This is a genomic window from Pseudomonas sp. NyZ480 (assembly GCF_029537255.1).
In the GTDB taxonomy this organism is placed as follows: Bacteria; Pseudomonadota; Gammaproteobacteria; order Pseudomonadales; family Pseudomonadaceae; genus Aquipseudomonas; species Aquipseudomonas taiwanensis.
Window position 1 is genome coordinate 3,221,248 of record NZ_CP120626.1, and the last position, 14,672, is coordinate 3,235,919.

Below are 14,672 nucleotides of genomic sequence, written 5' to 3' on the forward strand. Positions count from 1 at the left end.
CCGCTCGTCAATCGTGGTGAACCCTTGCACCCCACCACGGGTCGCTAGAGGTGAGTCCACGAATGCAGGGGAGCTGGCGTGAGCGAGATTCGCATTGGTATTTCCGGATGGCGCTATGGTCCATGGCGCAAGGACTTCTACCCCAAGGGGCTGCGCCAGGACGATGAACTGGCGTTCGCCTCGCGGGCGGTCAACAGCATCGAGATCAATGGCTCGTTCTATGCGTTGCAGACACCGGAACGCTATTGCCATTGGCGTGACCAGACACCGGACGGGTTCGTGTTCTCGGTCAAGGCGCCGCGCTACATCACCCATGTGCGCAGGCTGCGCGACATCGACGAGGCGCTTGCCAACTTCTTCGCGTCCGGCCCGTTGTTGCTGGGCGACAAACTGGGCCCATTCCTGTGGCAGTTTCCCGCCACGCTGAAATTCGACGCCCAGCGTTTCAGCGACTTCCTCGGCAAGTTGCCCCGTGATCGCAAGGCTGCCCGCGAATGCGCAGGGCAAGCTGCCGCGCGCCTCAAGGACAATGGCGGTACCGCCATTGGCGGCAATGCCCGGCTCCGTCATGCCGTGGAAATCCGTCACCCAAGCTTCCTGTGCGACACCTTCATCAACCTGCTGCGTCGACACAAGGTGGCCCTGGTAGTGGCCGACAGCGCCGGCAAATGGCCGTACGTCGAGGATGTCACCGCCGACTTCGTCTACCTGCGCCTGCACGGCGATGTCGAACTCTACAGCAGTGGCTACACCGCCAAAGCCCTGCGCCGTTGGCGCTTGCGTATCGAGGCCTGGGCTGCCGGTAGCCAGCCAGATGATGCCGAGCTGGTGATGCAGCGCGCACCGGCCAGACGCGCCTCTCGCGATGTGTACTGCTATTTCGACAACGACCAGAAGGTGCATGCCCCGTACGATGCGCGCCGCCTGCTGGGTAAACTCGGCCTGGACGGTGAGCTTGTGACCGAGCCTGGCGTCGAACCGCAGGTGCAGTCATGAACCGGACCCTACCTACCGCAAGCTGCGTGATCGACGAGGCGAGCGCGGTGCATCGCCTGACAGTGCTCACCCTGAACGTGCATAAAGGCTTCACCCTGTTCAACCGCCGCTTCATCCTCCCTGAGCTTCGCGAAGCCGTGCGCGCTACCGGTGCCGACCTCGTGTTCCTGCAAGAAGTGCATGGCAGCCATCAGTGGCATGCCGAGCGCCATCCAACCTGGCCGCAGGAACCCCAGTACGAATTTCTCGCCGACAGCATGTGGCCTGAGTTCGCCTACGGTCGAAATGCGGTCTATCCCCATGGCGACCATGGCAATGCCCTGCTGTCGAAGTTTCCGATCCGCGCCTACGACAATCTCGACGTGTCGATCCACGGCAACGAGCAGCGCGGCCTGCTGCATTGCCAACTGGAAGTGCCCGGCCATGAGCGAATGCACGCCATCTGCGTGCACCTGGGTTTGCGCGAGGAGCACCGTCAGCGCCAGGTCGGCCTGCTCCTGGGGTTGCTCGACAGCCTGCCAGCGGACGAGCCGGTCATCGTCGCCGGTGACTTCAACGACTGGCGACTGAGGGCCGATGCACTGCTGTCCGGGCACCTGGCCGAAGCTTTTGGCAAACCGGCGCGCAGCTTCCCTGCCCGCCTGCCGCTGCTGCGCCTGGATCGCATCTACCTGCGCAATGCCAAGGCCAGCGAACCGCGGGTGCTGTCCCGATACCCTTGGTCGCATCTTTCCGACCATGCCCCCCTGGTAGCGGAGGTGACCCTGTGAAACACACTTGGAGCGACGGCAACCACGTCGAACTGCTGATCAACGGCGAGCAATATTACCCTCGGGTGTTCGAGGCCATGGCCCAGGCACGGCACGAGATCCTGCTGGAAACCTTCATCATCTTCGACGACAAGGTCGGCCAGTCCCTGCGTCAGGCGCTGATCGACGCGGCCCGACGAGGCGTGCGGGTCGAGGTGGCGGTGGACGGCTATGGCACCGCCGACCTGCCCGATGACTTCATTTCCTCCATGACCGAGGCCGGGGTGCGCTTCCATGCGTTCGATCCCCAGCCCAAGCTGGCCGGCATGCGCACCAACCTGTTCCGCCGCCTGCACCGCAAGGTGGTGGTCATCGACGGTCAGCGCGCCTTCCTCGGCGGCATCAACTACAGCGCCGACCACCTGGGCGACTTCGGGCCGCAAGCCAAGCAGGACTATGCCGTGGAGGTCGCAGGCCCGGTGGTGGCGCAGGTGCATGCATCCAGTTGCCGGTTGCTTGCGCCCGTGCTCGAAAGCATCAGCCAGTTGCCCTCGGCCAGCCCCCCTGCCGGCACCGCCAGTGCCTTGCTGGTGGAACGCGACAACCGTCACCACCGCAACGATATCGAGGTGTGCTACCTGCAGGCCTTTCGCGAGGCCAAGCACCGCATCATCGTTGCCAATGCCTACTTCTTCCCCGGCTATCGCCTGCTGCGCGAACTGCGCAACGCCGCACGGCGCGGCGTTGACGTCACCCTGATTCTTCAGGGCCAACCGGACATGCGCTGGGTTCGTAGCCTATCGCGCCTGCTCTACAACTACTTGTTGCGCGACAATGTGCGCATCCGCGAGTACTGCCAGCGGCCTCTGCATGGCAAGGTGGCCTTGGTGGACGACCACTGGTCCACCGTCGGTTCCAGCAACCTTGACCCGCTGAGCCTGTCGTTCAATCTCGAAGCCAACCTGCTGATCCGCGATCGTGCGTTCAACCATGGCTTGCACGAGCACCTGAGCGAACTGGCCAGCAAGCATTGCAAGACCGTGACCCTCGAACGGATGGTACGCGGCTACTGGTGGCGTGCGCCGCTGATTTTCCTCGGCTTCCATATCACTCGCTACTTCCCGCGCATCGCCGGTTGGTTCCCGGCACACCGCCAGCGCCTGCAGTCCGTGCAAGTGGACCTCACGGCGCCGGTGGATTACCGCGGAGGCAAAACCGGATGAGCGGGCAACGTTGGAAGACCTGGGGCAAGCGTCTGTTGACGCTGCTGTTCGTGGTGCTGATCCCGGTACTGCTGTTCACCCTGGCGCGCAACCTGGACTGGTCCGAAGTTCGCCAGTCACTGCTGGCCTACCGGCCCTCGACCCTGGCCCTTGGCCTGCTACTGGCACTGTGCAGCTACCTGGTGTTCGCCAGCTACGACCTGCTGGCCCGTGCCTACACCGGCCACCACTTGCCAGCCCGACAGGTACTGCCAGTGGCGTTCGTCTGCTATGCGTTCAACCTCAACTTCACCACCTGGGTTGGCGGTGTGGCCCTGCGCTACCGCCTGTACAGTCGATTGGGACTGGATACGGCGACCATCACGCGCATACTGACCCTGGGCCTGCTCACCAATTGGATGGGCTATATGCTGCTGGCCGGCACGGTGTTCGCCTTGAGCCTGGTCAAACTGCCTGAAAGCTGGGCACTGGGTACCCTCGGCCTGCGCCTGGTGGGCGTGCTCATGGTAGCGATCGCGGTGGTCTATCTGCTTGCCTGCGCCTTCGCCAAGCGCCGGACGTGGCACCTGCGAGGGCATGAGATCGCCTTGCCGAGCCTGCGCCTGGCGGTGTGCCAACTGGTGCTCGGCGCCAGCAACTGGGCCCTGATGGCGGCGCTGATTCATCTGTTGCTGCCACCTGAGCTGTTCTACCCCTCGGTACTGGGTGTATTGCTGATCAGTTGCCTGGCCGGCGTGGTTGCGCATATTCCGGCCGGGCTAGGGGTATTGGAGGCGGTGTTCCTTGCCCTGCTGCACGGTCAACTCGGCCAAGGCACGCTGGTAGCCGCCCTGCTGGGCTATCGGACGTTGTACTACCTGATACCGCTGGTGCTGGCGGTGATCACCTACCTGATCCTGGAAAAGCGCGCCAGGACCCTGCGCCAGCAGGCCGGGCAGGCCTGAGGCAAGCGTCGATGGGCCGTCTGGCCCGGGAGGTACATCATGCGATGCTTATTGTGTGTGGCACTGCTGGGCGCCCTGGCCAGCGGAGATGCGCTGGCCGAAGGCTGCGAGGTGGTCACCCGGTCTTCCAGCGAAGCGGTCAAACCGGTGCAACAACGTACCTGCTACACCTTCGGCAACATGCCTTCCGAAGCGATTGCCTGGTCTTGCAGCAATGAAAGCAAGGAAATGCTCAACAGCCAGAAGCGCAAGGTCGAGCGCTGCAGCGACGGCAGCGTTGGCAGTTGCATCGCGCCGCTGACTCAGGAGACCTTGGCCAACCCGGACGCCGCGGGGCGCGATGAACCCTCGACCCGCCCGCAGGTGCCGAAGGATGCGCGGATCATCACCTACTACTACGACACCCCAAGCCTTGGCCAGGCGCGCAGTGACTGCGAGCGCAACAATGGTATCTGGCAGACTCACTGAGGTGATCAGGGCGGGGCGAACCGGTACACGGCTTGCCCCGCGCCGCGCCTCAAGGTGAGATCGGGTCGCTCGCCGGGAAGGTTTCATCCAGGGCGTTATCGACGCTGCTTTCCTTTGGCTGGGTGGCTTCGCCACATTTGCATTCGGCCACGCGGCAAGGCTCACCGTTACGGTGACCCGTCGCGCACGCTTCACAGCAGTAGGCCTTGCCATCCTGGACCACGGCATTGGCGTCGACGGTGCAGGAACAAGGGTTGCAGGAACAGCGTTGCTCGTTCATCAGGGCGCTCTCCGGTCGTCTTCAGGTGTGACTTCATCGGTCCACGGCTCGCCGTCCAAGGGTGCCGAGCGCGCCAGTTCAGCCTCGTCCAAACCAATGCCACCGCCAATTTCATGGGCCTGGACCTGACGCAAGGTCTTGTCCGCCGGGCCGCCCCCCGTCCCCGGCTCATGGGGATCGCGGGCGCCAGTTTCGTCCAGCAGCGTATCGGGGCTCAGGTCATCGAGGGTGACATTGTCCTCGTGCAGGCTGTCACTGAGGGCTTCGCCACCGGTCATGCCGCTTTCGGCGACGCGCCGGGGCGGATAGTCCTCGTGCACCTCCCGCGCCGGACGCTCGTCGCCGATGCGACCCCTGCGCTCATCGCGGCGCTCGCTGAAATCCAGTTCATGGACACTGCCCATACGGTCTTCGGTGTCGTCTATTTCGACCTGAGGTCTTGGGTCATCGGGTGTAGCCATGAGGGTTCTCCGTCTGTGGGCTTCATTCGGTCGACTACCCTCATGGGTAAATGATTCAGAGTTTCTGGCTGTGCGCGCCTCGCTTTTTTTGGAACTCCCCGTTCCTGCGCCCTCTCCCACTCTAGAGACCCGCGAATCGTTTCGGAGCCCGCCATGGCCAAGCCCCTGCAGGAGTACCAGCGCAAGCGCGACTTCAACGCCACCCCCGAGCCGGCTGGCAAGCGCGCACGCGCACGCCCCGCCCATGGGCTGCAGTACTGCATTCAGAAGCATGACGCCAGCCACCTGCATTATGACTTTCGCCTGGAACTCGATGGCACCTTGAAAAGCTGGGCGATCCCCAAGGGCCCCTCACTCGACCCCAAGGTCCGGCGCCTGGCTGTGCATGTGGAGGATCACCCGCTGGACTACGCCAATTTCGAAGGCCACATCCCCGAGGGACACTACGGTGCCGGGGACGTGATCGTCTGGGATCGGGGCATCTGGGAGCCCGAGGGCGACCCGCGCGAAGCCTATGCCAAAGGCAAGCTGCGCTTTGCCCTGCAAGGCGAGAAGCTGTCGGGTGTCTGGAACCTGTTCCGCACCCATCTGGCCGGCAAGAAAGAGCAGTGGATGCTGGTCAAGTCCCATGACGACCAGGCCCGCAGCGAAGCCGATTACAGCATCGTCGAGGCCCTGCCGGACAGCGTGCTCAGCGACCGTACCCTGCTGCCGCGGCGCCCGACCAACGCCAGACCCGCCAAGCCCAGGCGCAAGGCCAAACCCAGCGCCCTGCCGGACAAGCTTCAACCCCAGTTGGCCACCCTGGTCGATTCGCCCCCCAGCGGCGACTGGCACTATGAAGTGAAGTTCGATGGCTACCGCATCCTGGCCCGCATCGACGCAGACGATGTGCGCCTGTTCACCCGCAATGGTCACGACTGGAGCGCCAAGCTATCGCGCCAGGTCGAGGCACTCAAGGCGCTCGGGCTCGATTCGGCTTGGCTGGATGGCGAGATGGTAGTGGTCGACGAGAACGGCGGCACCGACTTCCAGGCCCTGCAGAACGCCTTCGACACCGAACACGACGACAACATCACCTATTACCTGTTCGACTTGCTGTACCTGAGCGGCAAGGACCTGCGTGAACTGCCCGTGCAAGACCGCCGGGCAACCCTGGCCAAACTGCTTGAGCACAACACATCGGACACGCTTAAGTTTTCCGAGGACTTCAACCAACCGGTCGACTCACTGCTCGCCAGCGCCTGCCGGCTCGGACTGGAAGGCCTGATCGGCAAACGTGCCGACAGCGTCTACATGAGCCGGCGCAGCAGCGACTGGATCAAGCTCAAGTGCAAGCAGCGCCAGGAATTCGTGATCGTTGGCTACACCGATCCCAAAGGCAGCCGTCACGGCTTCGGCGCCCTGCTGCTGGCCCTGCACGACAAAGACAGCGGCCAGTTGCGCTACGCCGGCAAGGTAGGCACCGGTTTCAGCGCCGCCACCCTGGCGAGCATCCGCGACCGTCTGAAACCACTTCAGACCGCCACGCCACCCTTGCCCAAGCCGCCGACCGGGGCCGATGCCCGCGGCGTGCACTGGCTAAAACCGCGCCTGCTGGCCGAGGTCGCCTACGCCCAGATGACCCGCAGCGGCATCGTGCGCCACTCGGTATTCCACGGCCTGCGCGACGACAAGCCTGCAACCGCCATCGACCTGGAGCGCGCCGTGCCCGCCAAGACCGCAACGACGGCTCAGCCGAACGGGCTGGGCAAATTACGCCTCACCCACCCCGAACGTGTCATCGACCCGACCAGCGGCACCACCAAACGCCAGATCGCGCAGTACTACGCACAGGTCGCCGACTGGCTGCTGCCACAACTCAAGGACCGTCCCGTGGCGCTGGTTCGCGCACCGGACGGTCTTGACGGTGAATTGTTCTTTCAGAAGAACGCCGGTCAGTTGCACATTCCCCATGTCGTCAGCTACAGCAAGGCCGAAGCCGGCCAGGCGGCGATGGTGCTCAACCGCGCCGACAGCCTGCTGGGAGCGGTGCAGATGAACATGCTGGAACTTCACACCTGGAACGCCACCGACAAGGACTTCGACCGCCCCGACCGCTTCGTCCTGGACCTGGACCCTGACCCGGCACTGCCGTGGAAAGCCATGCTCGAGGCCACCCAGCTGACCCTCACCCTGCTCGATGAGTTGGGCCTGAAGACGTTCCTCAAGACCAGTGGCGGCAAGGGCATGCACCTGGTCGTGCCGCTGACCCGCAGAGCCGGATGGGAGCACGTGAAGGAGTTCAGTCACGCTATCGTCGAACACATGGCGAACCTCTTCCCGGATCGGCTCAGCGCCGTGTCCGGGCCCAAAAACAGGGTGGGTAAGATCTTCATCGACTACCTGCGCAACGGCAAAGGCGCCACCACCGTGGCCGCCTATTCGCTGCGCGCGCGCGAAGGCCTGCCGGTGTCGGTACCGATCTGGCGCGAGGAATTGACGCAGCTCAAGGGGGCCAACCAATGGAACATCGGCAACCTGCACGAACGGCTGGCGCAGGTGGACGACCCGTGGGCCGAGATGAGCAAGACCCGGCAGTCGATCACCGCACGCATGCGCAAGCAACTGGGGCTCGCTTGATGGGGGGGCTGATCGACCTGCTGCAATGGCCGGCGATGCTGCTCACGCTCGCAGCGGCCTGGTGCATCGGCTCGCGCCAACCCCGTCGGCGACGCATGGGATTCTGCTGCTTCATTGGCAGCAACGTGCTCTGGGTGGCATGGGGCTGGCAGGTGCAAGCCTGGGCATTGATCGTCCTGCAGTTCTGTCTGTGCGCCATGAACCTGCGGGGGTGGAAGAAGAATGTGCAAGGAGGGAGCAGCCCATGAGTCTCGACCCGGATTTCGACCCAGGCCATCTCGACCGGCTGCTGCAGCGCTTCGGCGCACGACCGCGCCCTATCGACCTGGCAGGTTCGCTGCCAGCGCTGTTGCATGCCTTGCAGGCCGACCACCTGGACTTGCTGCCGCTCCCAGGCCAAGGCAAGACCCTGCAACGCTGGCAAGCCCTGGCGCGGGTGGCGGCTTGCGATCTAGGTCTGGCGAAACTCTACGAAGGCCATACCGATGCCCTGGCGATCCTTGCCGAATGTGGCGCGGCGCAGCTTACGCAAATGGGCATCTGGGGCGTTTGGGCGGCCGAACCGCCGAATGCCCGGACCCACATCGTCCAGCGCACTGGCGATCAGGTACGCCTGCAAGGCCGCAAGGCCTGGTGTTCGGGCGCGCTGCAAATCGACCGTGCGCTGATCACCGCCTGGGCACACGACCAGCCACAGCTGGTCGTCATCGAGATGGCGCACCCCAGCCAGCAGGTTCAGGCCGATCACTGGCAAGCCGTGGGCATGGCCCATACCGCCAGTGTCACCGTCACATTCGACGACTCGCCGGGGCTGGCCGTCGGCTTGCCGGGTCAATACCTGTCGCGACCGGGCTTCTGGCACGGCGGCGCAGGCATCGCGGCCTGTTGGTACGGTGCGGCCGAGGCGCTGGCCGAGTACCTGCGCGAACAGTGCCGCAAGCCTCGGCCCGATCCGCACGCCGACGCTCACCTGGGAGCGGTCGATGCCGCCTTGCAGGGGGCCCGCGCCGCGCTTCGCGAATGCGCGGCCTGGATAGACAGGCACCCCCAGGCCGACGCCAGCGTCGAGGTGCGCCGTACCCGCGCCCAGGTCGAGCAGGCGGTCGAACAGGTCATTCACCACGTTGGCCGGGCACTGGGCGCTACGCCGTTCTGTCATAGCAGCCACTTCGCCCGGCTCAGCGCGGACCTCCCGGTCTACCTGCGTCAAAGCCACGCCGAACGAGACTTGGCCGAATTGGGCCGGCAAGTGACCCACCTTCCGCCAGGAGCATGGCACTTATGAGCGAAAACTTGATTCAGGCAGCCTCCGGCACGCCGTGGAGTGAATGGCAGCATTCCGCGCACCTGGCACGCGCGAGCTGGCTGACGCCCGAGCAGCTGTGCCCTCCTGGCCGGCGCCTGGTGCTGCTGGCGCCGCATCCAGACGACGAAATCCTCATGGCGGGCGGGCTGCTGGCGAGCTTTCGCGGGCGCGAAAACGAGCTGGTGCTGATATCCGCCACCAATGGTGAGGGCAGCCACCGCGATTCCGCGTACTGGACCGAGCACCGCTTGCGTCACCAGCGCCCGCTGGAGAGTCGACATGCCTTGCAGCACCTGGACCTGGACCTCACCCGCCTTGACTGGCGACGGCTCAACCTCAAGGACGGAGCCCTGCCGCGCGATGAAGCCTTCCTGGTCAACCACCTGGAGCAGCTACTGGAACCCGACGACCTGTTGCTGACCACCTGGCGCGGCGACGGCCACTGCGACCATGAGGCCGCTGGCCGCGCCGGTGCGCGGGCAGCCCTGTCGCGCCGGGCACAACTGGCCGAAGCGCCGGTGTGGGCCTGGCACTGGGCCGAGCCTGACGACCCTCGCCTGCCCTGGCCTCGGGCGCATCGCCTGCAGGTGGACGAAGCACGCCTGGCACGCAAGCGGGAGGCCTTGGCCGCGCACGCCAGCCAACTGCAGCCCGATGGCGATCGTCCTCCAGTGCTGCCAGCGCCTTTGCAGACATGCCTACTGCAACCCTTCGAACTGCTTTTCCTATAAGGAGTCGCCATGAGCCTCGACGCGCAGTACTTCGCCGAGTTGTATGCCGCCAGCGATGACCCATGGGCCTTCCGCACCCGCTGGTACGAGCGCCGCAAGCGTGACCTGGTGATGGCCTGCCTGCCTCGCCAGTGCTACGCGCACATCTTCGAACCGGCCTGCGCCAACGGCGAGCTCAGCGTGCTGTTGGCCGAACGCTGCGCCAGCCTGCTGTGCCAGGACATCGACAGCACCGCCGTATCCCTGGCTCGCCATCGCCTGACGGGCGCACCCCACGCCCTGGTCGAACAGGGGCACTTGCCGGGCGACTGGCCAGGCGGGACATTCGACCTGGTGGTACTGAGCGAGATCGGCTACTACCTAGACCCGACCGACTGGCTGCAAGTGATCGAACAATCGGTGGCGAGCCTTGCCAACGAGGGGGGGTTGCTCGCCTGCCACTGGCGCCATCCTATCGCCGGTTGTCCGCAAGATGGTCGCGAGGTACACGCCCTGCTGGCCCGTCACCTACCGCTCTACCCCCTGGTGCGCCACGAAGAGGCGGACTTTCTGCTCGAATACTGGTCATGCCAGCCCAGCGTGGTGGACCTGCAAGAGCGCTGCCAATGATCGCCGTCATTGTACCCGCCCACAACGAGGCCCGGCGCCTGGGACGCTGCCTAAGGGCGATCAAGGCTGCGGCTGCACGCGCTGAAGCGGCTGGACTTGCCGTCGAGGTGCTGGTGGTGCTGGACCGCTGCAGCGACACCAGTGCGCTTATCGCCCACCGCCATGGCGTGCAAACCCTTGCACTGCAAGCCGGTAATGTCGGCATTGCCCGGCGAGCGGGCGCGGCGCGGATGATCGCCCGGGGCGCCCGCTGGCTGGCATTCACCGATGCCGACAGCCGCGTTCCGGAGCACTGGCTGGTGTCGCAACTGCAATGGCATGCCGATGTGGTCTGCGGCACGGTGCACATCGAGCGCTGGCACCCCTGGCACAGTCACGCGCTGCGCGAGCTGTACCGTAGCGGCTACCAGGCCCTGGAGGGTCATCGGCATATTCACGGAGCCAACCTCGGCGTGTGTACCGAGGCCTATCAGCACGTCGGCGGTTTCCAACCGCTACCGGCCCATGAGGATGTGCAGTTGGTGCTGGCGCTGGAAGCCAGTGGCGCGCAGATCGTCTGGACCGCAGAACACAGCGTGGCGACCAGCAGCCGGCGGGATGGCCGGGCGAAGGGCGGCTTCGCCGACTACCTCACTCGCTTGGAACGTCAGCTGTGATGACGGCGCGCCAGGGTCTGCGCAAGACCCCGGCTTTTACGACGCAACCCATTGAGCGCTGGGTATTTCGTGCACCCTGTCTGCTCGTTCGAAAGTGAGTGGAGCAATCGCCTGCTGCCTGATCTCACACGTAAACACAGTCTTTTCTGTGTGAACAAACGAGGTTCAAGACCATGGCTAACGAACAAGATAGAAGTGGACAGCAAGGTGGTACCTCCCAGAACGCCCAGGGCAGCCGCGCCAACGACCCTGGCCGCACGTCCGAGGCAGGACAAAAAGGTGGCCAAACGACCGGAGGCAGGCCTGAAGAGCGGCAGCAGGGCGGCCAGGGATCGTGGGAGGACAAACAGCGTGGCGACCTTGAGCGTGCGAGCGGTGCGAATCAGCAAGGCGCAAAAGGTGGGCACGGGGCCGACACCCAATCCGACAATCGTCGTCCCCAGGACATGGAAGACAACTCACAAACCGTCCAGGACGAAGACAGCGGCATGACCGACGACAACCGCTAAACCACGTAGGCCGAGGCGAAGGATCGCCTTGGCACTGGGCCTACGCATGACATGCCATCGCCGCACAGTCCGAAAAATAAGACTCAGCGCTCCCACGGAGGTCAGATTCTGTAGATCCTCGTGGAGTCAACACCATGAAATTCGCGCAGTTCTGCCAATGGCTTTCCCACCATGCCGGTAAACCGAGCACCTTCTTCACCGCTCTATTGCTGATCGCCCTGTGGGCTGCAACCGGACCATGGTTTCACTACAACGATACCTGGCAACTGATCGTCAATACGTCGACGACGATCATTACCTTCCTGATGGTCTTTCTTATCCAGAACACCCAAAACCGCGACAACGACATCATTCATGTGAAGCTCGACGAGCTCATCCGCGCCACGAAATCGGCTCAACGCTCGGTGCTGGACCTCGAGGACCTGGACAACCGGCAGATCCACAAGCTGCGCGAAGCTTACCAGGCCATGGGCTGCCAGGGTGAAAACGAAACAGACAGCCCTGAGGCGCCACCCCGGGATGCAGCTGGCGACGACGCGCAGCGCTGATCCCAGGCGCCGTCGCGCTGTAGCCGGCGGCCGGGGGAGTACCACTCGTCGAGTCGACTGCACATCGGAGCCAACGCGCCGCGGGCCGGTGTTTCGAACAGGTATGAGCCTTCTCAACCGCAGGAGTTTTTACCATGCACCCCTACCCTACTCCCCCCTTTCCCTCCCAACCGCAAAACGTGCCAGGTTCGCAACGAAAAATGGACCCGTATCCCGACTGTGGCGAGCAGTCCTATACCGGTCACGATAGACTGAGCGGGAAGGTGGCGTTGATCACCGGAGCCGATAGCGGTATTGGCCGGGCTGTGGCCATCGCCTATGCCCGCGAAGGCGCCGACGTTGCCCTCGCGTATCTCGACGAACACGAAGACGCCAAGGAAACCGCGCGCTGGGTGGAGAACGCCGGTCGACAATGTCTGCTGCTGCCGGGAGACCTGTCCCAAAAGCAAACTTGCCGTGACATCGTCGAGAAGACCGTCAAGCAGTTCGGTCGAATCGATATCTTGGTCAATAACGCGGCGTTCCAGATGTCCCACGAGACCTTCGAAGAAATCGACGATGACGAGTGGGTGAAGACCTTCGACACCAACATCACCGCCATCTTCCGAATTTGCCAGGCGGCCTTGCCTTCCATGCCCGAGGGCAGCTCGATCATCAATACCAGCTCGGTCAACTCCGACGACCCCTCGCCAAAACTACTGCCCTATGCCACCACCAAGGGTGCCATTGCCAACTTCACGGCTGGGTTGGCGCAGCTGCTCGCCAAGCGTGGGATTCGCGTCAACAGCGTAGCCCCAGGCCCGATATGGACGCCCCTGATCCCGGCCACAATGCCGGACGAAGCTGTCAGGAACTTCGGTTCTGGCTATCCCATGGGGCGGCCAGGTCAGCCTGTCGAGGTCGCACCAATCTACGTGCTGCTTGGCTCGGATGAAGCCAGCTACATCAGCGGGTCGCGCTATGCTGTCACCGGGGGTAAACCGATCCTGTGAGAAACGCAGGCTCGCCTTTGCGGCGAGCCTTGCCACCCAACCACAGGGCCCATTTCAGCGTTTGGGTCGACCCTGTCCACGCGCGGCTTTCTGAGCGGTGGAGTCGTGGGAGGTGCCCGTCGAGCCGTCTGGACGTAGTGCGTCGTTATCCCTCTCCTGCTCGCCTTTGGGGTTTTGCTGGGTGTCAGTGTTTTGCGACGGGTCTGCCTTGCTCATGCTGCACTCCTATCCCTTGCTGTGTTCGGGGGACGTTGGTCCGGTGCCGCGCTTGATTCCGCGCGGCCCGGCCACGCCCCAGAGGGCGAGCCCGACTATCGGCAGCGCCACGAGAATCAAGGACCACACCACCTTGGTCGTATCTGACTTGTCGCTACGAAAAACACTCACGATTGCCCAGAGGTCGACCAGCAGGATGATCACGGCGACGGCAATCCAGAAATAAGTCACAGGGGCATTCATGGCGCGCTCTCCTTCTTTGTGCGCAACTGGCCGCATCGCTGTGCAGCGATTGCTGCCTATTACACAGAGGAAGCCGCCAGTGGCAACAAGTTCAGGCCGATCCGTATGCAAGGGATGATCGGGGCCAACGAACGCTGAACCAAATAGCCCTGGATGGCGTCCACCGCACAACAACAGACGAGTCGATCCCCTGATGGAAACCGAACCTGTATTGGCCACGCTCGGCTATCTCAAGGATCATCGGTTGATCCTGACCACAGCTGAGTCCTGCACGGCGGGTTGCATGGTGGCCTTGTTAGCGGCAGTGCCCGGCACCGGAGAAGTACTCGAAAGCGGGTATGTGGTCTATTCCCCGACTGCCAAGAAACGCTTGCTCGGCGTCGCCCCCAGGACCATCGAACGATACGGCCTCACCAGTGAGGCAGTGGCATGGGAAATGGCCCTGGGCGCCCTGCGCGACAGCGACGCCAATGTGGTCATCGCCACCACTGGCGTGGCCGGGCCCGAGCCACAGGACGGTGTTGCGCCAGGCACCCTGTGCTTTGCCTGGGCATTCGCCGGGGAACCCGTGGCTGTTTTCACACGAACCCAGCGGTTCTTCGGAGATCGCTCCAAGGTCATGCAGCAAGGCGCGCTATTCGGGCTGACCCGGCTCGCGCACTACCACCAGCGCTGGCTTCGCGGCGAGCGCGCCTGAGGCTTACTTCTCGCTCGGCGTCACCAACACTGTCTCGCTGCTGTCGAGCACGAACACGGCCATCAGCTTGGCGGGCTTGCTGTCGCTGGCGTTGGCGCTGACACCATGAAACGCCCCTGGCGCCTCGTACCAGTTTTCACCGGGTTTGTAGACCTTGGCTGGTTCACCATTCACACTGCTGCGTACTTCACCTTCGAGCACCGTTGCATAGATGAACGCGGATTTCGGGTGTCGGTGGGCTGGGGACGCGGCGCCCGGGGCATAATCGACGATCACCCCGCGCATGCTCTTGCCCGGCACGTTCGGCAGTGGGTGGTCAAAGACCACGGTGACTTTACTGACCGGCCGTTCGGCGGCCAGTACCGGGGTGAGGGTCAGCGCGGTGAACGCGGCGACCAGGAGAGTGCGACTGAACATGGCGA

General features: G+C 63.9%; 19 protein-coding genes. 15 read left to right on the top strand and 4 right to left on the bottom strand.

The window, feature by feature from the left end; translation table 11 throughout:
* Nucleotides 1-78: 78 nt before the first annotated feature.
* From P3R38_RS14760 to P3R38_RS14780, 5 genes are read left to right on the top strand one after another with little or no spacing between them, the layout of a single operon-like run.
* Nucleotides 79-996, top strand: coding sequence for a DUF72 domain-containing protein (locus tag P3R38_RS14760; RefSeq protein WP_023381007.1), 918 nt, complete (start codon nt 79-81; stop codon nt 994-996).
* The gene (locus tag P3R38_RS14765; protein ID WP_277686338.1) at nt 993-1,766 is read left to right on the top strand and encodes an endonuclease/exonuclease/phosphatase family protein; all 774 of its coding nucleotides are present in this window, start codon (nt 993-995) and stop codon (nt 1,764-1,766) included. The genes P3R38_RS14760 and P3R38_RS14765 overlap by 4 nt, the downstream gene beginning before the upstream one ends.
* Complete coding sequence (gene clsB, locus P3R38_RS14770; RefSeq protein ID WP_027906751.1) at nt 1,763-2,968, top strand: cardiolipin synthase ClsB; 1,206 nt, start codon at nt 1,763-1,765, stop codon at nt 2,966-2,968. The genes P3R38_RS14765 and clsB overlap by 4 nt, the downstream gene beginning before the upstream one ends.
* Entirely contained in the window at nt 2,965-3,912 is a 948-nt protein-coding gene (locus P3R38_RS14775) for a lysylphosphatidylglycerol synthase domain-containing protein (RefSeq protein ID WP_104881622.1), read from the top strand. The genes clsB and P3R38_RS14775 overlap by 4 nt, the downstream gene beginning before the upstream one ends.
* 39 nt (nt 3,913-3,951) lie before the next feature.
* Nucleotides 3,952-4,380, top strand: a complete 429-nt coding sequence (locus tag P3R38_RS14780; protein WP_023381011.1) for a hypothetical protein — start codon at nt 3,952-3,954, stop codon at nt 4,378-4,380.
* A gap of 49 nt (nt 4,381-4,429) precedes the next feature.
* Here the strand turns inward: P3R38_RS14780 and P3R38_RS14785 are convergent, their stop codons facing one another.
* Both P3R38_RS14785 and P3R38_RS14790 read right to left on the bottom strand, forming a co-directional pair.
* Nucleotides 4,430-4,660, bottom strand: coding sequence for a metallothionein (locus P3R38_RS14785; RefSeq protein WP_023381012.1), 231 nt, complete (start codon nt 4,658-4,660; stop codon nt 4,430-4,432).
* A complete protein-coding gene (locus P3R38_RS14790; RefSeq protein ID WP_023381013.1) occupies nt 4,660-5,121 on the bottom strand; it encodes a hypothetical protein in 462 nt (153 codons plus the stop codon). Before P3R38_RS14790 ends, P3R38_RS14785 begins: the two co-directional genes overlap by 1 nt.
* 153 nt (nt 5,122-5,274) lie before the next feature.
* On the opposite strand from P3R38_RS14790, the gene ligD reads away from it, so the two are divergent.
* The 9 genes from ligD to P3R38_RS14835 all read left to right on the top strand — a co-directional run bounded on the left by ligD (nt 5,275) and on the right by P3R38_RS14835 (nt 13,094).
* The gene (gene ligD / locus P3R38_RS14795) at nt 5,275-7,743 is read left to right on the top strand and encodes a DNA ligase D (protein WP_277686339.1); all 2,469 of its coding nucleotides are present in this window, start codon (nt 5,275-5,277) and stop codon (nt 7,741-7,743) included.
* The gene (locus P3R38_RS14800) at nt 7,743-7,991 is read left to right on the top strand and encodes a hypothetical protein (protein WP_023381015.1); all 249 of its coding nucleotides are present in this window, start codon (nt 7,743-7,745) and stop codon (nt 7,989-7,991) included. Before ligD ends, P3R38_RS14800 begins: the two co-directional genes overlap by 1 nt.
* Nucleotides 7,988-9,028 carry an acyl-CoA dehydrogenase gene (locus P3R38_RS14805; RefSeq protein ID WP_023381016.1) on the top strand — a complete coding sequence of 347 codons (1,041 nt, stop codon included), beginning with the start codon at nt 7,988-7,990 and terminating at the stop codon, nt 9,026-9,028. Before P3R38_RS14800 ends, P3R38_RS14805 begins: the two co-directional genes overlap by 4 nt.
* Nucleotides 9,025-9,780, top strand: coding sequence for a PIG-L family deacetylase (locus P3R38_RS14810; RefSeq protein ID WP_023381017.1), 756 nt, complete (start codon nt 9,025-9,027; stop codon nt 9,778-9,780). Before P3R38_RS14805 ends, P3R38_RS14810 begins: the two co-directional genes overlap by 4 nt.
* Nucleotides 9,781-9,789: 9 nt before the next feature.
* The gene (locus tag P3R38_RS14815) at nt 9,790-10,389 is read left to right on the top strand and encodes an SAM-dependent methyltransferase (protein ID WP_277686340.1); all 600 of its coding nucleotides are present in this window, start codon (nt 9,790-9,792) and stop codon (nt 10,387-10,389) included.
* On the top strand, nt 10,386-11,045 hold the full coding sequence (locus P3R38_RS14820) for a glycosyltransferase (RefSeq protein ID WP_023381019.1): 660 nt from the start codon (nt 10,386-10,388) through the stop codon (nt 11,043-11,045). Before P3R38_RS14815 ends, P3R38_RS14820 begins: the two co-directional genes overlap by 4 nt.
* A gap of 173 nt (nt 11,046-11,218) precedes the next feature.
* Complete coding sequence (locus tag P3R38_RS14825; RefSeq protein ID WP_277686341.1) at nt 11,219-11,554, top strand: stress-induced protein; 336 nt, start codon at nt 11,219-11,221, stop codon at nt 11,552-11,554.
* Nucleotides 11,555-11,688: 134 nt separating this feature from the next.
* Nucleotides 11,689-12,102 carry a low affinity iron permease family protein gene (locus P3R38_RS14830; RefSeq protein WP_027906756.1) on the top strand — a complete coding sequence of 138 codons (414 nt, stop codon included), beginning with the start codon at nt 11,689-11,691 and terminating at the stop codon, nt 12,100-12,102.
* Between the two features lie 134 nt (nt 12,103-12,236).
* The gene (locus P3R38_RS14835; RefSeq protein WP_027906757.1) at nt 12,237-13,094 is read left to right on the top strand and encodes an SDR family oxidoreductase; all 858 of its coding nucleotides are present in this window, start codon (nt 12,237-12,239) and stop codon (nt 13,092-13,094) included.
* A 225-nt stretch (nt 13,095-13,319) separates the two neighbouring features.
* Here P3R38_RS14835 and P3R38_RS14840 read toward each other — a convergent pair whose 3' ends face one another.
* Nucleotides 13,320-13,553 carry a PLD nuclease N-terminal domain-containing protein gene (locus P3R38_RS14840; RefSeq protein ID WP_023381023.1) on the bottom strand — a complete coding sequence of 78 codons (234 nt, stop codon included), beginning with the start codon at nt 13,551-13,553 and terminating at the stop codon, nt 13,320-13,322.
* Between the two features lie 193 nt (nt 13,554-13,746).
* On the opposite strand from P3R38_RS14840, the gene P3R38_RS14845 reads away from it, so the two are divergent.
* On the top strand, nt 13,747-14,250 hold the full coding sequence (locus P3R38_RS14845) for a CinA family protein (protein ID WP_277686342.1): 504 nt from the start codon (nt 13,747-13,749) through the stop codon (nt 14,248-14,250).
* Between the two features lie 3 nt (nt 14,251-14,253).
* On the opposite strand, the gene P3R38_RS14850 is transcribed toward P3R38_RS14845, so the two are convergent.
* Nucleotides 14,254-14,667, bottom strand: a complete 414-nt coding sequence (locus P3R38_RS14850; RefSeq protein ID WP_023381025.1) for a cupin domain-containing protein — start codon at nt 14,665-14,667, stop codon at nt 14,254-14,256.
* Nucleotides 14,668-14,672 lie beyond the last annotated feature (5 nt).

What these genes read in the sequence shown, in the direction of transcription:
- P3R38_RS14790 (WP_023381013.1), bottom strand. Translation starts at nt 5,121, where the DNA reads ATGGCTACACCCGATGACCCAAGACCTCAGGTCGAAATAGACGACACC.
- P3R38_RS14825 (WP_277686341.1), top strand. Translation starts at nt 11,219, where the DNA reads ATGGCTAACGAACAAGATAGAAGTGGACAGCAAGGTGGTACCTCCCAG.
- P3R38_RS14800 (WP_023381015.1), top strand. Translation starts at nt 7,743, where the DNA reads ATGGGGGGGCTGATCGACCTGCTGCAATGGCCGGCGATGCTGCTCACG.
- P3R38_RS14830 (WP_027906756.1), top strand. Translation starts at nt 11,689, where the DNA reads ATGAAATTCGCGCAGTTCTGCCAATGGCTTTCCCACCATGCCGGTAAA.
- P3R38_RS14840 (WP_023381023.1), bottom strand. Translation starts at nt 13,553, where the DNA reads ATGAATGCCCCTGTGACTTATTTCTGGATTGCCGTCGCCGTGATCATC.
- P3R38_RS14780 (WP_023381011.1), top strand. Translation starts at nt 3,952, where the DNA reads ATGCGATGCTTATTGTGTGTGGCACTGCTGGGCGCCCTGGCCAGCGGA.
- P3R38_RS14775 (WP_104881622.1), top strand. Translation starts at nt 2,965, where the DNA reads ATGAGCGGGCAACGTTGGAAGACCTGGGGCAAGCGTCTGTTGACGCTG.
- P3R38_RS14815 (WP_277686340.1), top strand. Translation starts at nt 9,790, where the DNA reads ATGAGCCTCGACGCGCAGTACTTCGCCGAGTTGTATGCCGCCAGCGAT.
- P3R38_RS14845 (WP_277686342.1), top strand. Translation starts at nt 13,747, where the DNA reads ATGGAAACCGAACCTGTATTGGCCACGCTCGGCTATCTCAAGGATCAT.
- ligD (WP_277686339.1), top strand. Translation starts at nt 5,275, where the DNA reads ATGGCCAAGCCCCTGCAGGAGTACCAGCGCAAGCGCGACTTCAACGCC.
- P3R38_RS14810 (WP_023381017.1), top strand. Translation starts at nt 9,025, where the DNA reads ATGAGCGAAAACTTGATTCAGGCAGCCTCCGGCACGCCGTGGAGTGAA.
- P3R38_RS14820 (WP_023381019.1), top strand. Translation starts at nt 10,386, where the DNA reads ATGATCGCCGTCATTGTACCCGCCCACAACGAGGCCCGGCGCCTGGGA.
- P3R38_RS14850 (WP_023381025.1), bottom strand. Translation starts at nt 14,667, where the DNA reads ATGTTCAGTCGCACTCTCCTGGTCGCCGCGTTCACCGCGCTGACCCTC.
- P3R38_RS14785 (WP_023381012.1), bottom strand. Translation starts at nt 4,660, where the DNA reads ATGAACGAGCAACGCTGTTCCTGCAACCCTTGTTCCTGCACCGTCGAC.
- P3R38_RS14765 (WP_277686338.1), top strand. Translation starts at nt 993, where the DNA reads ATGAACCGGACCCTACCTACCGCAAGCTGCGTGATCGACGAGGCGAGC.
- P3R38_RS14835 (WP_027906757.1), top strand. Translation starts at nt 12,237, where the DNA reads ATGCACCCCTACCCTACTCCCCCCTTTCCCTCCCAACCGCAAAACGTG.
- P3R38_RS14805 (WP_023381016.1), top strand. Translation starts at nt 7,988, where the DNA reads ATGAGTCTCGACCCGGATTTCGACCCAGGCCATCTCGACCGGCTGCTG.